The sequence below is a fragment of the Bacillus sp. Marseille-Q1617 genome (assembly GCF_903645295.1).
Taxonomy (GTDB): domain Bacteria; phylum Bacillota; class Bacilli; order Bacillales; family Bacillaceae_B; genus Rossellomorea.
Window position 1 is genome coordinate 825606 of the sequence record NZ_CAHJXM010000003.1, and the last position, 20448, is coordinate 846053.

At 41.7% G+C, this 20448-nt stretch carries 19 protein-coding genes; 14 read left to right on the forward strand and 5 right to left on the reverse strand.

The window, feature by feature from the left end:
* The first annotated feature begins 7 nt into the window (after nucleotides 1–7).
* On the forward strand, nucleotides 8–319 hold the full coding sequence (locus tag HWX64_RS21525; protein WP_254871237.1) for a hypothetical protein: 312 nt from the start codon (nucleotides 8–10) through the stop codon (nucleotides 317–319).
* A gap of 116 nt (nucleotides 320–435) precedes the next feature.
* Entirely contained in the window at nucleotides 436–1077 is a 642-nt protein-coding gene (locus HWX64_RS21530; RefSeq protein ID WP_254871238.1) for a pyridoxal 5'-phosphate synthase, read from the forward strand.
* A gap of 416 nt (nucleotides 1078–1493) precedes the next feature.
* Here HWX64_RS21530 and HWX64_RS21535 read toward each other — a convergent pair whose 3' ends face one another.
* Complete coding sequence (locus HWX64_RS21535) at nucleotides 1494–1685, reverse strand: hypothetical protein (protein ID WP_175991523.1); 192 nt, start codon at nucleotides 1683–1685, stop codon at nucleotides 1494–1496.
* Nucleotides 1686–1773: 88 nt separating this feature from the next.
* Nucleotides 1774–2001 carry a hypothetical protein gene (locus HWX64_RS22025; protein WP_254871239.1) on the reverse strand — a complete coding sequence of 76 codons (228 nt, stop codon included), beginning with the start codon at nucleotides 1999–2001 and terminating at the stop codon, nucleotides 1774–1776.
* 131 nt (nucleotides 2002–2132) lie between these two features.
* Here HWX64_RS22025 and HWX64_RS21540 point away from each other — a divergent pair, with 131 nt between their 5' ends.
* Genes HWX64_RS21540 through HWX64_RS21550 form a run of 3 tightly spaced genes read left to right on the forward strand, consistent with a single transcriptional unit; the run spans nucleotide 2133 to nucleotide 6093 of the window.
* Nucleotides 2133–3755 carry a spore germination protein gene (locus tag HWX64_RS21540; protein ID WP_175991524.1) on the forward strand — a complete coding sequence of 541 codons (1623 nt, stop codon included), beginning with the start codon at nucleotides 2133–2135 and terminating at the stop codon, nucleotides 3753–3755.
* The gene (locus HWX64_RS21545; RefSeq protein ID WP_175991525.1) at nucleotides 3745–4968 is read left to right on the forward strand and encodes a Ger(x)C family spore germination protein; all 1224 of its coding nucleotides are present in this window, start codon (nucleotides 3745–3747) and stop codon (nucleotides 4966–4968) included. The genes HWX64_RS21540 and HWX64_RS21545 overlap by 11 nt, the downstream gene beginning before the upstream one ends.
* A gap of 21 nt (nucleotides 4969–4989) precedes the next feature.
* Nucleotides 4990–6093 (forward strand): GerAB/ArcD/ProY family transporter, encoded by a 1104-nt coding sequence (locus HWX64_RS21550; protein WP_175991526.1) that lies wholly within the window; start codon nucleotides 4990–4992, stop codon nucleotides 6091–6093.
* 124 nt (nucleotides 6094–6217) lie between these two features.
* Here HWX64_RS21550 and HWX64_RS21555 read toward each other — a convergent pair whose 3' ends face one another.
* On the reverse strand, nucleotides 6218–6592 hold the full coding sequence (locus HWX64_RS21555) for a VOC family protein (RefSeq protein WP_175991527.1): 375 nt from the start codon (nucleotides 6590–6592) through the stop codon (nucleotides 6218–6220).
* A gap of 289 nt (nucleotides 6593–6881) precedes the next feature.
* On the opposite strand from HWX64_RS21555, the gene HWX64_RS21560 reads away from it, so the two are divergent.
* A complete protein-coding gene (locus HWX64_RS21560; RefSeq protein WP_175991528.1) occupies nucleotides 6882–7382 on the forward strand; it encodes an LURP-one-related/scramblase family protein in 501 nt (166 codons plus the stop codon).
* A 103-nt stretch (nucleotides 7383–7485) separates the two neighbouring features.
* Here the strand turns inward: HWX64_RS21560 and HWX64_RS21565 are convergent, their stop codons facing one another.
* Nucleotides 7486–8460 (reverse strand): DNA/RNA non-specific endonuclease, encoded by a 975-nt coding sequence (locus tag HWX64_RS21565; RefSeq protein WP_254871240.1) that lies wholly within the window; start codon nucleotides 8458–8460, stop codon nucleotides 7486–7488.
* A gap of 569 nt (nucleotides 8461–9029) precedes the next feature.
* Nucleotides 9030–9851 (reverse strand): 5'-methylthioadenosine/adenosylhomocysteine nucleosidase, encoded by an 822-nt coding sequence (locus tag HWX64_RS21570; protein WP_175991529.1) that lies wholly within the window; start codon nucleotides 9849–9851, stop codon nucleotides 9030–9032.
* Between the two features lie 558 nt (nucleotides 9852–10409).
* On the opposite strand from HWX64_RS21570, the gene HWX64_RS21575 reads away from it, so the two are divergent.
* The 8 genes from HWX64_RS21575 to HWX64_RS21610 all read left to right on the forward strand — a co-directional run bounded on the left by HWX64_RS21575 (nucleotide 10410) and on the right by HWX64_RS21610 (nucleotide 20443).
* The gene (locus tag HWX64_RS21575) at nucleotides 10410–10811 is read left to right on the forward strand and encodes a hypothetical protein (protein ID WP_175991530.1); all 402 of its coding nucleotides are present in this window, start codon (nucleotides 10410–10412) and stop codon (nucleotides 10809–10811) included.
* 476 nt (nucleotides 10812–11287) lie between these two features.
* Nucleotides 11288–12379: a hypothetical protein gene (locus HWX64_RS21580; RefSeq protein WP_175991531.1), complete on the forward strand. Its 1092-nt coding sequence runs from the start codon at nucleotides 11288–11290 to the stop codon at nucleotides 12377–12379.
* A 282-nt stretch (nucleotides 12380–12661) separates the two neighbouring features.
* Entirely contained in the window at nucleotides 12662–14344 is a 1683-nt protein-coding gene (locus tag HWX64_RS21585) for a restriction endonuclease (protein ID WP_175991532.1), read from the forward strand.
* 73 nt (nucleotides 14345–14417) lie between these two features.
* Nucleotides 14418–15149 (forward strand): hypothetical protein, encoded by a 732-nt coding sequence (locus HWX64_RS21590; RefSeq protein WP_175991533.1) that lies wholly within the window; start codon nucleotides 14418–14420, stop codon nucleotides 15147–15149.
* Nucleotides 15150–15459: 310 nt separating this feature from the next.
* Nucleotides 15460–16737 carry an extracellular solute-binding protein gene (locus HWX64_RS21595; RefSeq protein ID WP_175991534.1) on the forward strand — a complete coding sequence of 426 codons (1278 nt, stop codon included), beginning with the start codon at nucleotides 15460–15462 and terminating at the stop codon, nucleotides 16735–16737.
* Between the two features lie 75 nt (nucleotides 16738–16812).
* The gene (locus tag HWX64_RS21600) at nucleotides 16813–17772 is read left to right on the forward strand and encodes a carbohydrate ABC transporter permease (protein ID WP_175991535.1); all 960 of its coding nucleotides are present in this window, start codon (nucleotides 16813–16815) and stop codon (nucleotides 17770–17772) included.
* 21 nt (nucleotides 17773–17793) lie between these two features.
* On the forward strand, nucleotides 17794–18627 hold the full coding sequence (locus HWX64_RS21605; protein ID WP_032085926.1) for a carbohydrate ABC transporter permease: 834 nt from the start codon (nucleotides 17794–17796) through the stop codon (nucleotides 18625–18627).
* A gap of 28 nt (nucleotides 18628–18655) precedes the next feature.
* Nucleotides 18656–20443, forward strand: a complete 1788-nt coding sequence (locus HWX64_RS21610) for a glycoside hydrolase family 66 protein (protein WP_175991536.1) — start codon at nucleotides 18656–18658, stop codon at nucleotides 20441–20443.
* The last annotated feature ends 5 nt before the right edge of the window (nucleotides 20444–20448 follow it).

The following is a 20448-nucleotide window of genomic DNA, read 5'->3' on the forward strand; positions in this document are numbered from 1 at the left end:
GGATTATTTGAAAAAAATAATCGGAAAATCATTCGTGTCAGCTGCCGTCATAGCTTTAATTGTTTGGGTGGCAAGTATCATTTTTTCTTTTACATATGGTGAGTGGAGCTTTTTTATTGGCCTTGGTTTATCGGTTGCCCTTTTCTTCTTTAACAGCAGTGGAGGGGCCTTATCAAAAGGAGCCACTATGGAAGCAAGTGAGGCAGGGTGGAAGATCCAAAAAGACAATGAACTTAAAGCAAATGTAGGATCGGTTTTTTATGGCTCCGTGCTATTTAACGTTATCAGTTTTTTCATAATGATGATTACTTATTTTTAAATAATTTCTGGGGTACACTCATTTAAAAAAGTACCTGTCTTTTTAAATGAGTGTGTGGTCCGCCAAACACGGTGGGGGGCACACTCTGAACAGAATCGGTAGATTGGAGGAGCATGATGAATAGGATAAGAAATTTAAAGACACTTACGGGACCTTTCCCTTATTTTAATGTTAATGATGCACCCCAATCACCGCATGAACTGTTTCTGGATTGGTTCCAATTAGCAGTTGATAAAGGCATTCCTGAACCTCACTCCATGACTCTTTCTACAATAGACAACTTCGGTTTCCCGGATGCGCGTATACTCATCTTGAAAGATGTTGATGAGAAGGGCTGGTATTTTGCATCCAGCTCCCAAAGTGAAAAAGGGAAACAGATCGAGGCTCATCCCTATGTGGCGTTAACTTTTTACTGGCCGCTTATCGGAAGGCAGGTCAGGATACGGGGAAAAGCAATGAAAATGGATGAAGAACAGAACAGCAAGGATTTTTTAAGCAGGGGTACAGTGGCCCGGGCCATTGCTTTATTGGGTAAACAAAGTGCCATTTTAAATGATCAGCAAGAATTTGAAGAGGCATTAAGCAAGCAAATCCAACAGATGAAACTGGATCCAGATCAAGTAGACCCGCATTGGACTTTGTACAGAGTGGAAGCAAATTCTGTGGAGTTTTGGCAAGCGGATGAAGACCGCAAACATATAAGACTGCGTTATGAATTAGAAAGAGAAACGTGGTTGAAGGATCGATTATATCCATAGTAACCGTATTCCTTAATTTCTACAATTTTAATTGGAGGAAGAAGTATTTTAAATAAGATGAATAAGAAGTGGTAAGTTCATAGTCGTCATAAAATCAGGACCAGTTTTTCGGTTAATGAATCCGGGGAATTGGTCCTTTTTGGGATTTCATTATGTGGTGTTATTTTTATTTTAAATATTTGGAGTGTAAAAAGCCCCGAGTAGGGAGCAGCCAATGGATTTATTAACCATTCTTTAATGAGTCTTCTTATCGATTCTTAAAAGTAACGAGATGATAATTGTGCTGAAGATGCTTGTAAGGATAGCGCTTCCTATCCCTATCCAAAAAATTGAGTTATTCCTCGATGCTTGATTCGTATGTCGTGTCATTTGCTATTCTCCTTGGGTATCGATTAAATTTTTGTTTACTAATGCTTTTAATTCGTCCTTCTACCAGCTTTTATAATAATGATGGTTTGTAAAGTTGAATACAAAATACCAAAAAGGGTTAACGCGATGCCGCTTACAATAAAGCGTTTCCGGTTCAGTTCTTGTCCCAGATGTGTGAAATATAAATGAACAAGTGTACACGTGATCATTAAGAGGATGGAAGGCAGAGATTTCTTCATGTAAAATACACCTCTTTCTATGTTTGTTGATTATAATTTTTTTCTTGGATTTAAAAAAGTATTCCTAAGAAGGGTCTCCGGGACATGATTACCTACCTGTTTTCTTTTTGCCCTTTATAAAATAATAGGCAGTTTCAGCGAAAAATAGAAATAGGAGGAAATAGAGCACGAATAATTCGACCACTTCCATTACCTGAAATGGACTGACCGTATTTTGCCAGGCCTGCGATATATCAAACCCCTGCAGGATATCGAGGCTTAGGGAAAAAGCCATTAAACATCCCAACATTAAAAGGGATATACCCATGATTTTCATGCGGATCACTCTCCTCCTACTAGGTTTTCTTTTTGGTCCGGTATCATACAGTCATATCTTTTGTTAAAAATTACATAATAACCCCTGATAGGGTTAAAGTAATAAAAAATAAAAGAAGGGTGCCTGATTGTATGTCTTCGTTCTTTAAAGGTCGAAAACGAAAAAAGAAACTGCAGCCGGATGCTGAAAATCAAGCTGCGGTTCACTCGGAAGACCATATACAAGAGTCATTATCAGCCAACCTTGACATCATTCGACAGAAAACGGGCAACAGTTCAGACGTCGTCGTTCGTCAATTGAAATTGGGGAGATACTCCGATATTAAAACAGCCATTGTGTATATCGAAGGAATCGTAGACAATCAATCGATTGAAGAGTTCTTACTGCAATCCATGATGAAAGATGATGATAAAGAAAAAGTGATTCAGGAGGATGCGTTGGATCGGATCTCTGAAGACATGATGACGGTTGGTAACGTGTCATCCTTCAATACTTGGGATGACCTGTTTTTATCCTTAATGGCAGGTGATACCATTGTCCTGGTGGATGGTATAGCCAAGGCTCTGAGTGCATGTACGCAAGGTGGAGAAAAACGTCCAATATCAGAATCCACCACTCAAATGGTGGTCCGCGGTCCCAAAGGAGCGTTTACAGAGTCGATTGCGACGAATACATCCATGGTACGCCGCATTATTAAGACTCCCGATTTATGGATGGAGTCCTTTAAGGTTGGCCGCGTGACCAAAACAGATGTGACGCTTATGTACATAAACGGCATTGCCAATGATCAAGTGATTGAAGAAGTCCGCCAGCGATTAAACAAGATTGACATTGACAGCATTTTGGAATCAGGCTATATCGAACAATTAATTGAAGATCAAACCATGACGCCATTTCCAACTATTTTCAACACCGAAAGACCGGATGTTGTGGCAGGGAATCTGTTTGAGGGAAGGATTGCGATTTTTGTCGATGGAACGCCTTTTGTACTGATTGCCCCTGCTGTGTTTATTCAATTTTTCCAATCGGCTGAGGACTATTATATGCGTTTTGATATTGCGACATCGATCCGACTTTTACGTATTTTGATGTTTTTCATTTCGCTTATTGCCCCTGCTACCTTTGTGGCAGTCACAACCTACCACCAGGAAATGGTTCCCACAACACTCATAGTGGCCATTGCAGCCCAGAGGGAAGCCGTGCCTTTTCCCGCATTCGTGGAAGCTCTACTTATGGAAATAACCTTTGAAATCTTAAGGGAAGCAGGGATCCGCCTGCCTAAAGCGATTGGGTCGGCTGTATCCATTGTCGGCGCCCTTGTTATTGGACAGGCAGCGGTTCAAGCGAGCATTGTGTCACCTGCTATGGTCATTATCGTATCGATCACGGCGATTGCCAGTTTTGCCACTCCGTCTTTTGATATGGCCATTTCTGTCCGGTTGCTTCGTTTTTTGTTTATGATAAGTGCAGCCACATTTGGTTTCTACGGAATCATTTTAATCCTTCTGATGATGGTCGTCCATCTATGCAGCTTACGTTCATTCGGGGTGCCCTATATGGCCCCGTTTGCTCCCTTTACTCCTGTAAATAATGGAGATACATTCATAAGGCTGCCATGGTGGACACTAAGACAAAGACCACGCTTAATAAGTGCGAATACCCGACGGGAAGGTAAGAGTCAGCGTCCTCAGCCTCCTGCATCCCGCGGTATGGTCAATCGGGATTTTGAAGAAGGTGGCAGAAATGAAGCATAAGCTGGTTTTCCTTATCGTGTGGATGACAATCGCCGTCTTGTTATCAGGTTGCTGGAGCAAAAAAGAGTTAACTGATCTTGCAATCGTGGCGGCCATGGGAGTAGATAAAACAGAAGAAGGGAAATATGCCCTGACACTTCAAATTATCAATCCCGGGAATGTGGCTGGAGGCATACGCGGGGGTGGTAATCAAAGCCCGCCTGTTACAATCTATTCGGCTACAGGTAATAATTTGGTGGAAGCAAGCAGGAGTGCATCCAGCAAAATATCCCGAAGAATATATTATGCACATACTAACCTGGTGGTCGTCGGGGAGAACCTGGCAAGAGAAGAAGGAGTGGATACAATCATCGATGCGATCGATCGGGATCATGAATTTCGAATTACCACAACCATGGTGATTACGCATCAATCAACTGCAGAAGAACTAGTGAAGGCATTAACCCCCGTTGATAAGATACCGGCTAACAAGGTGCTGAAAACCCTGGAATTCACCCAAAAGATTGGGGGGAAAAGCATTAAGACATCGGTTCAAGACGTCATGAAGGGCCTGCAATCCCCAAATGGGGATACCGTGGTATCAGGGTTCCGTCTTGCAGGAAATCCCAAGCATGCCAGCCAGTTAGAGAACATTCAGGAAAGTGAGCCTGAATCTACCCTTCAAGCCAGTGGGATCGCCATAATAAAAGAAGGAAAACTAGTCGATTGGTTGTATGGGACAAAAGCCAGAGGAACGGTATGGATTCTGGATAAAATCAAAGGGACAAACATCAACATCGATTGGAAAGGAAAAAAAGATGCCATCTCCTATCAAACTGTCCGTCAAAAAACGGATGTATCAGCGGATGTGAAGAATGGCCGCCCCACGATCTCTATTCATACCCGCATGGAAGGAGCCATAGGGGAAATGAATGTACCGGTGGATATAACAGATGTGAAGGTTATATCAAAAATGGAAAAAGAATTGGAAAAAGAGGTTAAAAAAGAAATAAAAAGAGCGATTGAACAGGCTCAAGAAAATAAAGCAGATATCTTTGAGTTTGGAGATGTCATCCGACGTTCAAATCCGAATGACTGGAAGAGGCTGAAGCCGATGTGGAATGAGGTGTATTTTCCAGAATTGAAGGTGGATATTACGGTCGAAGCCTACATCCGTCGTGCCGGCTTACGAAATAAATCGTTTCTTTCAAGTATCGAAGAAAACCAACAGTGATGAAAAGGAGGTACCAGCAGAGTGGAGAAAGCAAAAATCAGTGCCAGCCAGCTCTTTGTCTTAATGGTTTTGTTTGAACTGGGGAGTGCTTTACTAGTACCCCTTGCGATAGACGCAAAACAGGACGCCTGGTTAGCCATTCTGCTGGGAATGGCAGTCAGTTTTGTTCTTTTACTTGTCTATCATCAACTTTATTGGTATTATCCCGACCTTTTGCCTACAGAGTACATACAAAAGATCGTGGGAAAAGTGCCTGGCGCCGTCATTGCCTTTCTTTATCTTTTTTACTTTATGTATGATGCCTCCAGGATCCTTCGCGATTTTGGTGAAATGCTGTTAACCTTTGCCTATCCTGAAACTCCGCTGTTCATTGCAAATGCATTGTTAATACTGGTCATTATCTATATGGTGCGAAAAGGGATCGAGGTCATCGCGAGATCGGGAGAACTGCTTTTTATCCTAATGTTTATGCTTTCGGTCATTGGGTTTATATTGATTGTGAGTTCTGGTTTAATCGATATGACCAACTTACAACCCGTACTTGAAGAAGGAATTGTCCCTGTCCTGAAAGTGGTATTTACTCAAACCTTATATTTCCCCTTTGCAGAAGTGTTTGTGTTCACCATGATATTGCCGTATTTGAACAATCCCAAGAAGGTAAGGCTGACGATGTTTTGTGCAACAGGATTAAGTGGAATCAATTTGATTCTTACGATGCTCATTAACATTAGCGTGCTTGGTGTAGACCTGACTGCACGTTCCCAATTTCCGCTTCTTAGTACGGTTCAAACTATCCAGGTAGCTGATTTCCTGGAACGCCTGGATGTGTTTTTTATGCTTGCCTTAGTGATTGGGATTTTCTTTAAGATAAGTGTGTTGTTTTATGCAGCTGTCATAGGATCCGCCAGCTTATTTAAGGTTAAATCGCCTTCACGGCTCTGTTATCCATTGGGTCTCGTCGTCTTATTTATGTCGATGACGATTGCGAGCAATTTCCAAGAGCATATCCATGAAGGATTAAAGATCGTGATGTTTGTCTTACATATTCCGCTCTTAGTGATCATTCCTATCTTCCTTCTTCTGGTTGCGTTCTTGAGAAATCGGAAGAAGAAAAGTGAGTTTTAAGGGTGAGGGGAGATAGGAACATTTTATAAGAAAACTCCGCTTCATAATCCAATCATATGGGTCTGTCCCCCGGTAAACGAAAGCATGCATGCCCGGGAGCAGGCCCATGTTATTGGGGCGCAACTCACCAGTGCACTTGAAGTTTATTCCCATTTGGATCGTAAAAGTGAAAATAGGCATGTCCATTATCTTCTTGTATATCCTCAACCCTGACGCCATGATCTGCTAGATGTTCATGGAATTTAGATAATTCAGGACTGGTAAAGCCAATGTTAAAGGCTGGCTCATTATTCATTGTAAAATGTGCATAGGTTTCATCAGCAGTTGGGACTAAGATAAGTAAAAATGGTCCATCATTTATTTTTATAACCGCATATGGATCCTCTGTAATGGTCAGCAATTGCAGTCCCAACACGTCCCTATACCACTGTGCAGACTCCTCTAAATCTCGTACAGGGATTCTAATGTAATGGACTTGTTCAATGAACGATTTACTCATTGTTTATCTCTCCTTTATTTAATTGAATATAAGGATTCAAAACCTATCTCCCGCGCTTCTAAAAGGCTCCTGCTTAAAAGTAAGAATCCACTTATATACTAACATAATTTTACATATTATAATCTGTAAATTCTGAATAAAACTAATAGATATAACGGTAAGTGATGGTTAAGACGGTAATAAGGATTGAAGAAAAGCGGATGAGTGATAATAAGGAATGCATAATTTTGGAACCAACGCCCGTTTCAATCGTAAATAAAGTAAAGACTTTTTAGGGGGAGGCAGAATCATGAGACAGCTATATATAAAACAAAAGGTATTCAGTCTCAGCGAGAAATTCACGGTGAAGGATCAGGAGGAGAAGGATCGATATTATGTAGAGGGAAGTTTTATGAAGGTCCCGAAGACGTTCTCCATTATGAATACAAGCAGGGAAGAAGTGGCACTCATCACGAAAAAGGTGTTCAGCTTTTTACCGAAGTTTTTGGTTGAGGTGAATGGTCAAGACGTATTGACGATCAAAAAGGAGTTCTCCTTTTTAAAAGCACGTTATACGATTGATGCGGCGGGCATTGAAGTGCAGGGGAATTGGTGGGATATGAACTTTCAGGTATTGAAGCATGGCAAGGTCGTAGGCGAAGTGGGCAAGGAGTGGTTCACTTGGGGCGATAGCTACAGGGTGCGAGTAAACGATGAAGAGATGGAAGCGATTACAATTGCACTGGTTGTTGCGATTGATTGTGTGAAGGCGGATGAGTCTTCGGCTTCATCGGGGGCGTCGTTTAATTAAGGTAGTGTCATTGATTAAACGACTTCAAGCGGCAGCTGACATGATGACCACGAAAAAAGCTTGGGAACTCCCAAGCTTTTTGTTATGGCTTCGTACCAATATTCTACTCCCCGACCATCCCGTCTCCATCATTATCCCGCATATGAGGGTATAACCAGTGATCGCTTGTGATTGGCATGCTGAAGCCGGCTGCTTTTGCTTCTTTGATTGTCACCAGTCCACTACCGTCGGTATCAATGCTTGAGATATCGCCGTCTGTGTTTGAATTCGTTGAGTTAGAGTTGGTGCTCTCTGAACTGGAAGGCTTACTTTCTGTCAGACCGAGTGATTCGTTTACTTCATCAGGGTTCACATTGTCGAAATTATCAACGATTATGTTTCCTTTTAAAGTATAGGTATACTGATAACTTGAAGGAATCTGCGTTTCCGTATTTGGATAGGTGATAATGGCTTCGAAATCAGTGGCTCCACCTGCGTCCCGGATACTTTTTTCCATATACGCTTGATCACCATGCCGGTTAAGCGTGCTGTCTTGAGGGGTGATATTATACGCATTCGATACCCCTCCGAGAGAATCAGCAATGATATGTCCTTCATCCAATAAATCACTTTCGACGCCGGGAACCTTTGCCTCATCAGAGTAGTATCTGCCAGACGATGATACCGGCTCCGTGCTGTCATCCTGTAAAATGATTGCGTCTGCAATGACGCGCACCAGTTGTCCGTATTCATTCGTGAATGCCCAATACTCACGGTCCCCAAAACCAATGTCAACGACGACGTTCGGCCCGCGATACCCGGACAAATCACCACCATCGACTTCAAGGAGATTGAATCCTGGAAACCCTGCCTCATTTGTTTCGGTTGGGGTTTCTTCTTCGACTGCTTCCTCTGATTCAGGCTCATCCACAGCCTCCGGAGCAGCTTCTTCCTTTTCACCTTTTATATCAGTAGTCTCCGTGGCTTCTACTTTCGGCTCTGCTTCTTTATCTGGCGGGGCTGCACCTTCTGCGTTGGCACAACCAACGATAACCATACTCGTTAAAAGCAAAAGTAAGCCGTTTATCTTCTTTTTCATTTTTTTGACACTCCTAAAATATCTTTCTGAATGACCGAAATCATTTTACCGCAAATTCTTATTTTCCATTGAATTTTTACTAATCTGAATAAAATCGCATTTCAAATAAGAAACCCATACCGTGTAAAACGGTAAGGGTTCATTTGGCAAAAAAAGAACTGACTCCCTTTTCAGGTGCCGGTTCTATAATGCATATGCGAATGTCTTCTCATTTATACGTTGGATATAGCCCGTGACGTGATCTGGTATACAAAGTATATATGCGGCTAAGGAATCCACTTGTTCACTATAATCACTTTTAATTACTAAAAACACCGGTCACCATCACGGTCCGGTAGTGCTGGGAATAAGATCATGGAAGCATTTTTTGCATTAGAAGAATTAGAGGAAAGTGCGCACATTGCCTGGGAGCTTAGAAAACATAATATTGAGTGAGTCAAGACAATGCTGCATATTATATTAGCTGTGTTGCACGGGGATGAAGAAGTGATTGATCCATTTAAAATTAAGTGGTTGAAAATGTGGAACTGAAAAAGTCACTTCCTGAAAAAGGAAGTGACTTATTATGATTACTTCATATTTGCAAGCATATTTTCAATGATTGAAGAGGAGTTGTTTACTGCCATTTGTTTGAAGTCTTCCCATTTCATCACAGCTTCTTCACCAGCGTCATCAGAAGCTGAGCGGATGACAAGATAAGGAACGTTATTTAAGCGAGCAACCTGGCCCACTGCTGCCCCTTCCATTTCACAAACATAGGCATTAAATGTTTCATAGATCCATTTTTTCTTCTCAGCATTCGCGATAAATTGATCACCAGTTGCAATTCGTCCTTTAAATATTTTTGTTTCTTCAGGCAGGTTTTTAGCGGCTTCCTCCGCAAGGGAAATAAGTTCTTCATCCGCTTTAAAATAGCCAATGTCCATTCGAGGAATAATACCAGGCTTGTACCCTTTTGCTGTTTCATCCATGTCATGCTGAACAGTATCCGTAGAAATGACGATATCTCCAAGGCTAACATCCGGGTGGATCGCACCAGAAATTCCAGAGTTAATTAGTTTATCTACATTAAACTGACTTACTAAAAGCTGCGCAGCCATTGCAGCATTTACTTTTCCGATTCCTGACTGAACCAGAACAATATTTTGACCTTTTAATGTTCCTTCGTAAAACGTCATCCCGGCAACTTCTTCAGTATTTTCCACTTCCATATGAGAATGTAATATTTCAATTTCTTCTGCCATTGGACCAATAATCCCAACGATATTTTCATTCTTCATTTCCTCTGCTTCTGCTTCCTTATGTACTTCTTGTTGTTGTGAGCATCCAACTAGTAAAATACCTATTGCTACAAGCAATAGTAAAGATTTCGCGCTTTTAAGAATGTTCATTTTTAATTGTCCTCCTTAGATGTTTAATTCCTTTTGTGTCATCTTCTTGATTAAACACGAACATTCACGAAATGCCAATATAAAATGTTCGTTTTTGATTTTACTTATAAAGAAAGAGAAATTCAAGGGTAATTTGCCGATTTAATGAAAAAATTTCATTTTAAGGGTAGAATACACGAAAGATATATATAATTATTTTTATAATGTACGTATTTTTATTTTTGATTTTGTTATTCACAAAGTGTCGATTTTAATATTTATCACTCGTATAATTTTCGGGGTATGATCCCTGGTCAACTAAAGTATTAGCGTGTTGAGGGACAGGCCCTCTTTTTTAAAGCTTCCTTATTGAATACCCATGCTGGGCCGGCAGGAACAACTGTCATTGAGTAGAACCCCATATCCCAGGGCTTGGCTATATGATTTCGTTCTATTAAACTGTAAATAAACCACCCTATTGTTATTTATTTACAATAGAACAGATAAAGTCTCAGTACTTAATGAAAAACATGAGCGTAATATAATCAGCAAAAATGATGATTGAAAGGAGACGGGTCTATGGCATTTTTCAGCAAGTTATTCGGAAAAAGCAGCAGCCCTAAACAACCCAAAGGGAAAGATCCCAGCTACTATTCCAGTCTTGAACTTTTCATTATTTATGAAGGGGATGCTGATAGTGACAGTCATGAGGACGATCTATATACAGAATTAGAAGATGAGTTTTGGGTGTATCGTTCCCTAGGCGAATCGGGTGTGATGTCATCCTATTGGGCCAAAGATTACGGTACTCCTTTACCAGCTTTTCCTGAATACCCGCTTATAGGGGTCTTTAAGCTTACCGCATATAAGGGTTTCAAAGAAGGGTATAAACATCCTCTTTTTATTTCATCTAATAAAGAAGAGGTAAAGAAATTTTTTGAAGAATACGAGAAAGAGATGGAACAAAAGAACCGGGGTTAAATTCAATTTAAGAAAATTGTAGCCTGGACCCCAGTCCGATTACGAATTAACTCGGAGGGGCAGGCCCCTGAACTTCTGTAAACGATTTTAAAAGGGAAGCGAGGGGGAAGCGAGGGGACGGTTCTCTTGCTTCGGAAGCAGTAGAACCGTCCCCTCGCTTCCCTTGTCATTATTCGCTGTTTCAGTACCAGAAGGTTAGAAGGTTTGGGGCCTGGAACCCGGCACTAACGCTTTAGATTTACGGGGACAGGCCCTACTTGCAATTCAACAAGGTTTTTATTTTCCGTTTTATATGAACTTAACCAAAACCTGACGTTCATTCTTAAAATATATTCTTCTATTTCTCATTCACCTAATCAAATTTTTAAAAGGGCCTTGTTGTATCCTGAATATGTAAATAACTAATTCGATTGTAGTGGGACAGAAGTTCTTGCTGGAGTGGATGTCTAAATGAATGAGAAGAGGAGAGGGTTTTTATGTTTGATACATTGGCTGGAATTGGGATCTTGGGGTTCCTGATTTTTATCGTGTTAGGTTTGGTGGCTTTGGTCAAGAAGTCCGGAAAGGCGAAGAAACGATTTGGGATTGCTGCAGGGCTTTTTGTTTTGTTTATGGTTGGGGTGTTGAACAGTCCGACAAGCGAAACAGCCACTACTGATGTGAAATCGGATGAAGGGGAAGTGAAGGCGGCAAAGGAAGAGGATGCCGATCAGAAAGAAGAGAAGCAGCCTGAAAAAGAGCCGGCCACCCTTGAAGAAGTCAAGGCCGCTGTTACAGCCGGGATGAGTGATAAGGACTTTAAGAAAGCGAAAAAAGAGTTGAACGTCGAACAAACGAAAAGTATTTCGATCGGGAATGGGAATGTTGGATATGTCCTCCAAGCCACTGACGGAATTCTTGTGGCGACAACAGACGGTGAATCCATCATGGAGGTGCTGCCGTTTGCTTCGATGGATGAAGTGGATAAGTATGAGTCGGAAATGGTGGCAAAAGCAGAGGCTGAAGCGAAAGAGAAAGCCAAAAAGGATTTCGAGGAATCGAAGATCAAAGTGAGCGGGAATGGAGATACAGCGTCTGACGGGATCGAATTAAAGTCCGGTTGGGCAATCTTCGATGGGAGTCATACCGGCGGTTCGAACTTTATCGTTCAGCTGCAGGATGAAAACGGGAATGACCTGGAACTCCTTGTCAATGAAATCGGCAGCTATAAGGGGAAGACTTTTGCACAGATCCCTGTGGACGGAACATATTATTTAAACATTAAAGCAGGAGGCCCGTGGGAATATACGGTCTATCAATCACCTCCAGTAAAAATAGCCGATGCCCCGACCACGTTGGAAGGCACTGGTGATGACGTCGTATTCTTCAATATCAAGAGCGGCCACTACAAATTCAATTTCTCACACAGTGGTTCTTCTAACTTCATCGTCATGCTCAATGGCCAAGGACTGATGGTGAATGAGATCGGGGCGTATGAAGGTTCTACCCGCCAGCAACTGAAGACGGATGGGTATTATGCGTTGGTGATTAAGGCGGATGGTGGTTGGTCCGTTGGGATAGAGGAATAGGTTTTATTTAAACACTAATACATGGTTAAGAGGTAAAAATAGTAACATATGATAAAGATTTCAGGAAGCACCCTAAAGAATTTTTTAATGGGGGCTTCCTGTTTTTACTCACCTGAATTTCCATTTATAACCTTATATGTAGTAATATAGATCTGGGAATGTAATGGTGAAAATTATTGGATTATTGTTGTGTTCTTTATAAGAAACTTAAACTGACATTCTTAATTGTAATATTGAATAGTTATAAAAGGGGTATGAACCACAAATCAAGGAGGGGTAATAATGGCAGCTAAGTACATGTATCAAAGTGAAGTTAGACATAAGGGACTTAACAAATATAGAGTCATTAAGGGCGACAGTTATTATGTAGTTGAACAAAAGGCAAAAGCTCAGTTGAATCAGTGGGATGAAATGTGGAAAAAGAAAAAAGAAGCTGAGAAGAAAAAGGCTGAAAGAGATAACATCATAAGAGAGAAAGAGGCTAAAAAGGAACTTGCTATTGAGTTTACGAGAGAAGCTGAAGAAAAGATTAAAGAAATTGAAAATATACTCCTTTTTACTTTAGAGGTAGATGATCGAATTGATTGGGATCAGTTAAAGGATAAAACAAAATTCAGTAAAACAAAACCTAAAGAGCCAAAAGCACTTGATGCTCCAGAAGAGCCTCAAAAAAATATGGAAAGATTTCAGCCTAAGTTGAATATTCTTGATAAGATATTTCCCTCAATGAAATCAAAAAAGGTGAATTTATCAGAAGAATTGTTTAAGGAGACTTACGAGGGCTGGGAACTAGAAAAAGAAAGAATCCATAAAGAGAATGAGGAAAGATTAGTTAAATATGAAAAAGCCCTTCTTCAATGGGAAGAAGAAAAAGCAAAGTTTCAATTAGAACAAGATGAGAAAAATAATGCTGTTGAAGCACAGAAAGAAAATTATTTCAATTCCTGTCCAACCGCAATAGTTGATTATGGTGATATGGTCCTTGCAAATTCTTCATACCCAGATGAGTTTCCGCAAGAATATGATATTGATTATAACCATGTAAATAAAATAATGGTTGTTGATTATTCACTTCCAACCCCAGAGGATATCCCTACTCTAAAGGAAGTGAAGTATATTCAATCAAGAGATGAGTATAAGGAAGTTCGATTGTCAGCGGCAACTGAAAAGAAGCTATACGATGATTTACTATACCAGATTACATTAAGGTCACTACACGAGTTGTTTGAAGCCGATACCATCAGTGCACTGGACTCAATCGTTTTTAATGGATGGGTCAAATCAATTGATAAGTCGACAGGTAAAGAGGTAAATGCTTGTATTCTTTCGGTTCAAGCCACAAAGAAAGAATTCATGGAAATTAATCTTTCACTTGTTGACCCTAAATCGTGTTTTAAGAACTTAAAGGGTATTGGAAGCAGTAAGTTACACAGCCTTTCTCCAGTGGCACCTATCATAAAGATAGATCGTGATGACCCTAGATTTGTTTCTTCATATGACGTAATTGATGCGATAGATGATAGTGAAAATTTGGCGGCAATGGACTGGCAAGATTTTGAGCATTTAATTAGAGAGTTATTTGAAAAGGAGTTTAATCATTCTGGTGGGGAGGTTAAAATAACACAAGCCAGTAAAGATGGGGGAGTTGATGCAGTAGCATTCGATCCCGACCCGATTCGTGGTGGAAAGGTAGTCATTCAAGCAAAAAGATACACAAACGCTGTAGGTGTGTCTGCAGTCCGTGATTTGTACGGAACCTTAATGAACGAAGGAGCTAACAAAGGTATTTTGGTTTCCACTGCTGATTATGGACCTGACGCGTATGATTTTGCTAAAGGAAAGCCCATTACACTCTTAAACGGAGGAAACCTTCTCCATTTATTACAAAAGCATGGACAAAAAGCAAGAATAGATTTAAAAGAGGCGAAAAAACAGTTGTTGGAAAAGGACTCGAAGTCAGGTTAATGTCTAATTGCTTTTATACTGGTATAACTGCATAGTGGTAAAGATACACTTAGTTAAAAGGGAGAAGAGAAATTTGGATATAAAAGAACAGGCAGAGCTTCTTATAACTCTATTTGGGATGGTAGCTACAGTAGGGGCGGCTATAGCCGCAATGATTTCAGCAAGTGTGGCTAAAAAATCAACTGTCTTGTCTTCAAAACAGTTAGAGGAAATGAAACAACAAAGATATGACATGAATAGACCAGATGTCTTTATAGCAAGTAAGTTGATTTACTTGAAGTATAACCCAAGTACAGGATATGGAAACTTTATTGAAGATGAGAAACAACCCGAATTAATAATTTCTAACGTAGGACAGGGTCATGCTAAAAATATTAATATTAAATGGGAACTGGATGTCACAAGACATATACAATTTATTAGTACATTTTCATTTGGGGCAAGTAAGGTTCATAGATATATAGAAGAAAGTATACTTAATACAGAGAATGGAGTTACATTTATTGAAGAGGATTTGAAAGATTATACATCCGTATATTTAAAAGGGAAGGAATATTCCTTGAAAATACCATTCTCATATTTAGAAATATTATCTCTTCTGCTCCACTTATTCCAAGAAGAACAACTTGATAGCTCAGTTATACCATCTATAAAGTTGGAAATGAACTTTACTGATATATATAATAATAGTAATCTAAAACGATTTGTAATATCACCTAGAATTGCTACCCAAACTTCCAGTACATCTGATGGGAAACTGTCTGATTATAAAATTCAATTAAATTTAATAGTAAATGAGTTATAATTTACTTATTATGAGTAAGTGCGTAAAGTAATTTTGGAATGTGTCAAAACATATCTCCTGCTGAATTTTATTTGAATCCTCTTGCCTTAAGTAATTGCGTGTCTTCAAAAGGAATAAAAATTGTTTTTATGTGATTCAGAAAAGTGTCATATCCCTCTAAAACAGAGATATATGACACTTTTTTTATTTCTCCTACAAACCACCCTCCCAAAACAATCAAATAAATTACACCAACACAAAAATGTAAGCGGTTTTATAATAAAGCGCTTTCACGGAAAATGAAGGTAACGAAAAGGGAGGGGTTAAGGATATGAATGCTTGGAAGAAGTTTATGACGGGTGCAGCGATATCCACGATGTTGTTTGCTGGAGGATGCAGCGGGGGATCGAGTGAGACTGGGTCTGAGAGCAGTGGCGACAAGGTCGTGTTGGATTATTGGCATACGTATAGTGATCAGGAAGAGGTCATTCTTAATGAGAAGATCAAACCATTGTTTGAGAAGGAGCATCCTGAGATTGAGTTGAAGCTTACGAGGATGCCCTATGAAGGATTGAAGCAGCAGGTGATCGCGGGGGTATCCGGCGGGGAAGCGCCTGATTTGATGCGTATGGATATTGTGTGGGTTTCTGAGTTTGCGAAGATGGGCGCCCTACAGGAAGTCAGCGGCATGGAAGGGTTCGAGGATGTGAAGAACAGTGTCTTTGAAGCTCCGATGGCGACGAACATCTATGATGGTAAGTATTATGGCGTGCCGGTCAATACAAATACGAAAATAGCAATCTATAATAAAGGTCTACTTGAAAAAGCTGGCTACACGGAAGCGCCTAAGACGATGGATGAGTTGAAGGATGCAGCGAAGAAGGCAGTGGATGCCGGAGCTAAAGGCGGGATCGGCATCGGCGGAAGCAATACGTGGGGATTCCTTCCGTACTTCTGGAGTCTTGGCGGCAAGTTGACGAATGATGATTATACAAAGTTTGACGGGTTTTTAAATAGTAAGGAAAGCGTTGCTGCGGTTGAAGAAATGGCTTCATGGCAGAAGGATAAGCTGCTTTCTCCTACCATTCTTGGCGGTGAACCTGGCGCCTGGGACGGAATGAAAGCCGGTCAGTACCTGATGCTGGATGACGGCCCTTGGTTCTACAGTATTCTTGGAAATGAAGAAGGCAGCAAATTCAATCCGGAAGAACAAACAGTCAGCGGACTGATTCCTGAAGGTCCTGGTGGAAGCCGTTCTGTTATCGGCGGTGAGAACCTTGTCACATTTGCAGGTTCCGAACACCCTGAAGAAGCATGGACGTTTGCGAAATGGATGTTGACAGAAGAGCCTCAGAAATTGATGGCTGAAGCAGGATTGATTCCTACGAATAAGAACGCTGCGAATGATCCGAAAGTGATTGAGAATCCGATTGTTGAGAAATATGTCAAGCAGCTGGAAACAGCGCTGCCGCGTACACCGATTGCTGAGTGGTCGGAAATTGAAGAGGTCATTAACTTGAACTTTGAGAAAGTGATGCGCGGGAAGATGAAACCGAAAGAAGCAATGGATGATGCAGCGAAGAAAGCGGATGCCATTCTTCAACAGTAATGTTGACAAGAGAAGGTACTCACCTATTTGGTGCAGTATCTTCTTTCATTCATAAGGACATAAGGAGGGATCAAGATGGACCCGAATCTAAATAACAATCACAGTGATATTATTCTTACTGAAAAAAAACCATTTTCCCAGCGGTTCAAAAAAGGGGCGAAGCAGTGGCTAGATGTCTCGCCGTTTCTACTCATCGGGCTTGCCGGGGCCAGTATATTTGTCATCTATCCCCTCATCAAAGGGATTGTCATGAGCTTTCAGGACTATAACATTCTTCCGGGTACGGAAAGTCCGTTTGTCGGGCTGGAAAACTATAAAAAGGCTTTCTCAGATCCGGCTTTTGCATACGCCGTCAGGAATACGTTTCTCAACACGGTCGTTACGGTTCCGATCAACTGGTTTTTAGGGTTGTTTTTTGCTGTGTTGATCAATATTCAATTTGTTAAGTACAAGATTACGTTCAGGACATTGTATTATCTGCCGATCATCACGTCGTGGATCGTTGTTGCATTCCTTTTCCGCTACCTGTTTGCAGATGGGGAAAACGGACTGATCAACTTCGCGCTCGTGAATCTGGGGATTGTGGATGAACCGATCAGCTGGCTGCAAAACCAGTGGACGGCGATGGTCGTCATCTGGCTGTTCCATATCTGGAAGACGGTAGGATGGACTGTGGTCATCTATCTGGCAGCGCTCCAGGGGATTCCAAAGAATCTATATGAAGCGGCGGCGATCGACGGGGCAAGCGGGATAAAAGCGTTCCGTTTTGTCACGATACCGATGCTTCGACCGATTACAGCTTTTGTCATTATTAACCTGGTCATGGGTGCGTTCAACTTCTTCCCGCAGGTCTACTTCATCACAAACGGCGGACCGATGGGGCAGACAGAAGTGCTGCAGAGCATGATCTACAAGCAGGCATTCAGCAATTTCAACTTTGGCTATTCTTCAGCACTCGGTGTAATAATGGGTCTGACGATCTTCCTGATTACATTCACGCAGCAGAAGAAATTGAGCAATCAGAAATTCATGTAGATAGAAGAGGAGGGGAAAAGTATGAATGGGAACTTTTTTAGTAAATTGATTGTTTATCTGTTTCTCATATTGGGAGTCATCGTCTTTATCACACCTTTTATCTATATGGTGATGACGACGTTTATAAACGGCGCATACTCACTTCCGAAGCCGCAGGAAGTATTCACGGCAGTACCCAATTTTGAAAACTATGAAATTGTCTGGAATAAGAACAACTTCTTTCGTTACTTTATGAACAGCTTGCTGGTCGCAGGCGTTGCGACGGTCGGAAGTGTTTTCCTTGGAGCATTGACGGCGTATGCCTTTGTCCGGTTTACGTTCCCGGGCAAGGAACTGTTATTCAGGGTCTTTTTATTCACGATGATGATTCCGCTTGTTCTTGCGATCGTGCCTCAATTTACCGTCATCAAAAACCTCGGACTTGTGAACACATATTGGGGCTTGTGGCTGTTGTATATCGGCGGCGGTGTAGTCGGTTCTACTTTCTTCTTGAGGGGCTTCTTTGAGACGGTACCGAAGGAATTGGAAGAATCCATCTTGATGGATGGAGGCGGGAACTGGACGATTTTCAGAAGGATCTATCTGCCTCTTTCAAAGCCGGCGCTCGGTACCATGGCAATCTTCTCATTCTCGGGGACATGGGATGAGTACTTCGTGGCGCTGACGATCATCAAGGATGAAGCGATGAGGACATTGCCGATCGCGCTCATGATGTTCCAGGGGAAATATGCAAGCAACTGGTCATGGATTTTCGCGGCTTCCTTGATTGCGATCCTGCCGGTGATCATCATTTATATTATCTTCCAGAAGAAGTTTGTACAGAGTGGGCATTCAGAAGGAGCGGTTAAAGGATAACTCATAGTAGAGGAATAGGGTGAAAAGAATGGGAAAAAAGAAAAGCCTGGCCGTTCTGGCAAGCATGTCACTTACAGCAGCAATGCTTTTCGGGTGTATGAATTCAAACTCTGAACCTGTTTTTCAATCGGAGACGATTCAGCAGGGGAAATGGGTGAAAGAGCTGACCACGGATAAAGCCGCCTATGCACCGGGGGATTCTGTGAAACTATCATTATCCCTGAACGAAAAAGTAGAAGAAGGAAAAATACTAGTTCAGTATAAGCATCTGGACGAAACGGTGAAAGAAGAAGAAATAGACTTAAAAGGTCAAGACATATCTTGGTCATGGAAACCCAAGAAAGAGGATTTCAAAGGATATATGGTAGAAGTGTATGTGAAACAAGGAGATGAGGTCATTGACCACCAGAACATAGGGGTTGATGTATCATCCGATTGGGCTAAGTTTCCGAGGTACGGCTATCTTGCTGATTTCTTTGAGATGGAAGCAGGTCAGCAGGAAGATGTGATTGACAGGTTAAACCGTTATCACATCAACGGGCTGCAATTTTACGATTGGCAGTATAAACACGAGAAGCCGTTAAAGATGGAAGACGGCAAGGTTGCGGAAACCTGGCCGGATATCGCCAACCGGGAAGTCTCCAGGGAAACGATCGAACGCTACATTTCCCTTGCACATGAAAAGAATATGAAGACGATGAATTATAATCTCCTGTTCGGCAGCTATGAAAATGCCGAAAGTGAGGGAGTGAAAAAAGAGTGGGGCCTCTTCAAGGATCCTGATGCCGAAGAGCAGGATAAGCATCCCCTCCCTGATAATTGGGCGAGTGATATTTACCTGATGGATCCCTCCAATAAAGAATGGCAGGATTTCATTATCAATGAAGAAAAACAAGTGTTTGACCATCTGGACTTTGACGGGTGGCACGTCGATCAGCTCGGTGACCGTGGCGTACTTTGGAATGCAAAAGGAAAGACGGTCGACCTGTCGGCCACCTACGTGCCGTTTTTGAAGGAAGCCAAACAGGAACTTGGGACAGATTTAGTGATGAATGCCGTTTCGCAGTATGCACAGGGCTACATCGCGTCACAGGCACCGGTCAGTTTCCTGTATTCGGAACTCTGGGATGGGCACAAAACGTATTCGAGTCTTAAAGGCGTCATCGATCAGAATGGTAAATACAGCAAAGGGAAGCTGAATACGATCCTCGCTGCCTATATGAACTATGACTTATCCGACTCGATGGGAGAATTCAATACACCAGGCGTTCTGATGACGAATGCGGTTATTTTCGCATCGGGAGGGGCTCACTTGGAACTTGGTGAAAATATGCTCTCGAAAGAGTATTTCCCTCACAAGAAATTAAGTATGAGTGAAGAGCTGAACACCGAATTGACAAGGTATTATGACTTCCTGGTCGCCTATCAAAATCTCCTGCGTGACGGCGGGGAGGAAACGGAAAAAGAAGTGAAAGTAAAGGGTGATTTAACCGTCTCAGATCAGCCGAAGCTCGGCTCGGTCTGGTCATTTTCCAAAAAGAAAGAGGATAAGCAGCTCATCCATCTGATTAATTTCACTGATGCCGCTTCTCTGGAGTGGCGCGATAACCAAGGGACGCAGCCCGAACCCGAAGAAAAGAAGGACATCGAAGTGGAAGTGAAAGTAGACGGAAAGGCGGACAAGGTCTGGGTGGCGACACCTGATGCCTACCAAGGTTCCCCAGTTGAAATCGACTTTAAGCAAAAAGGGGACTCGATTACGTTCACTGTACCATCCCTGAAGTATTGGGACATGGTTGTAATCGATTATAAATAGGCTCT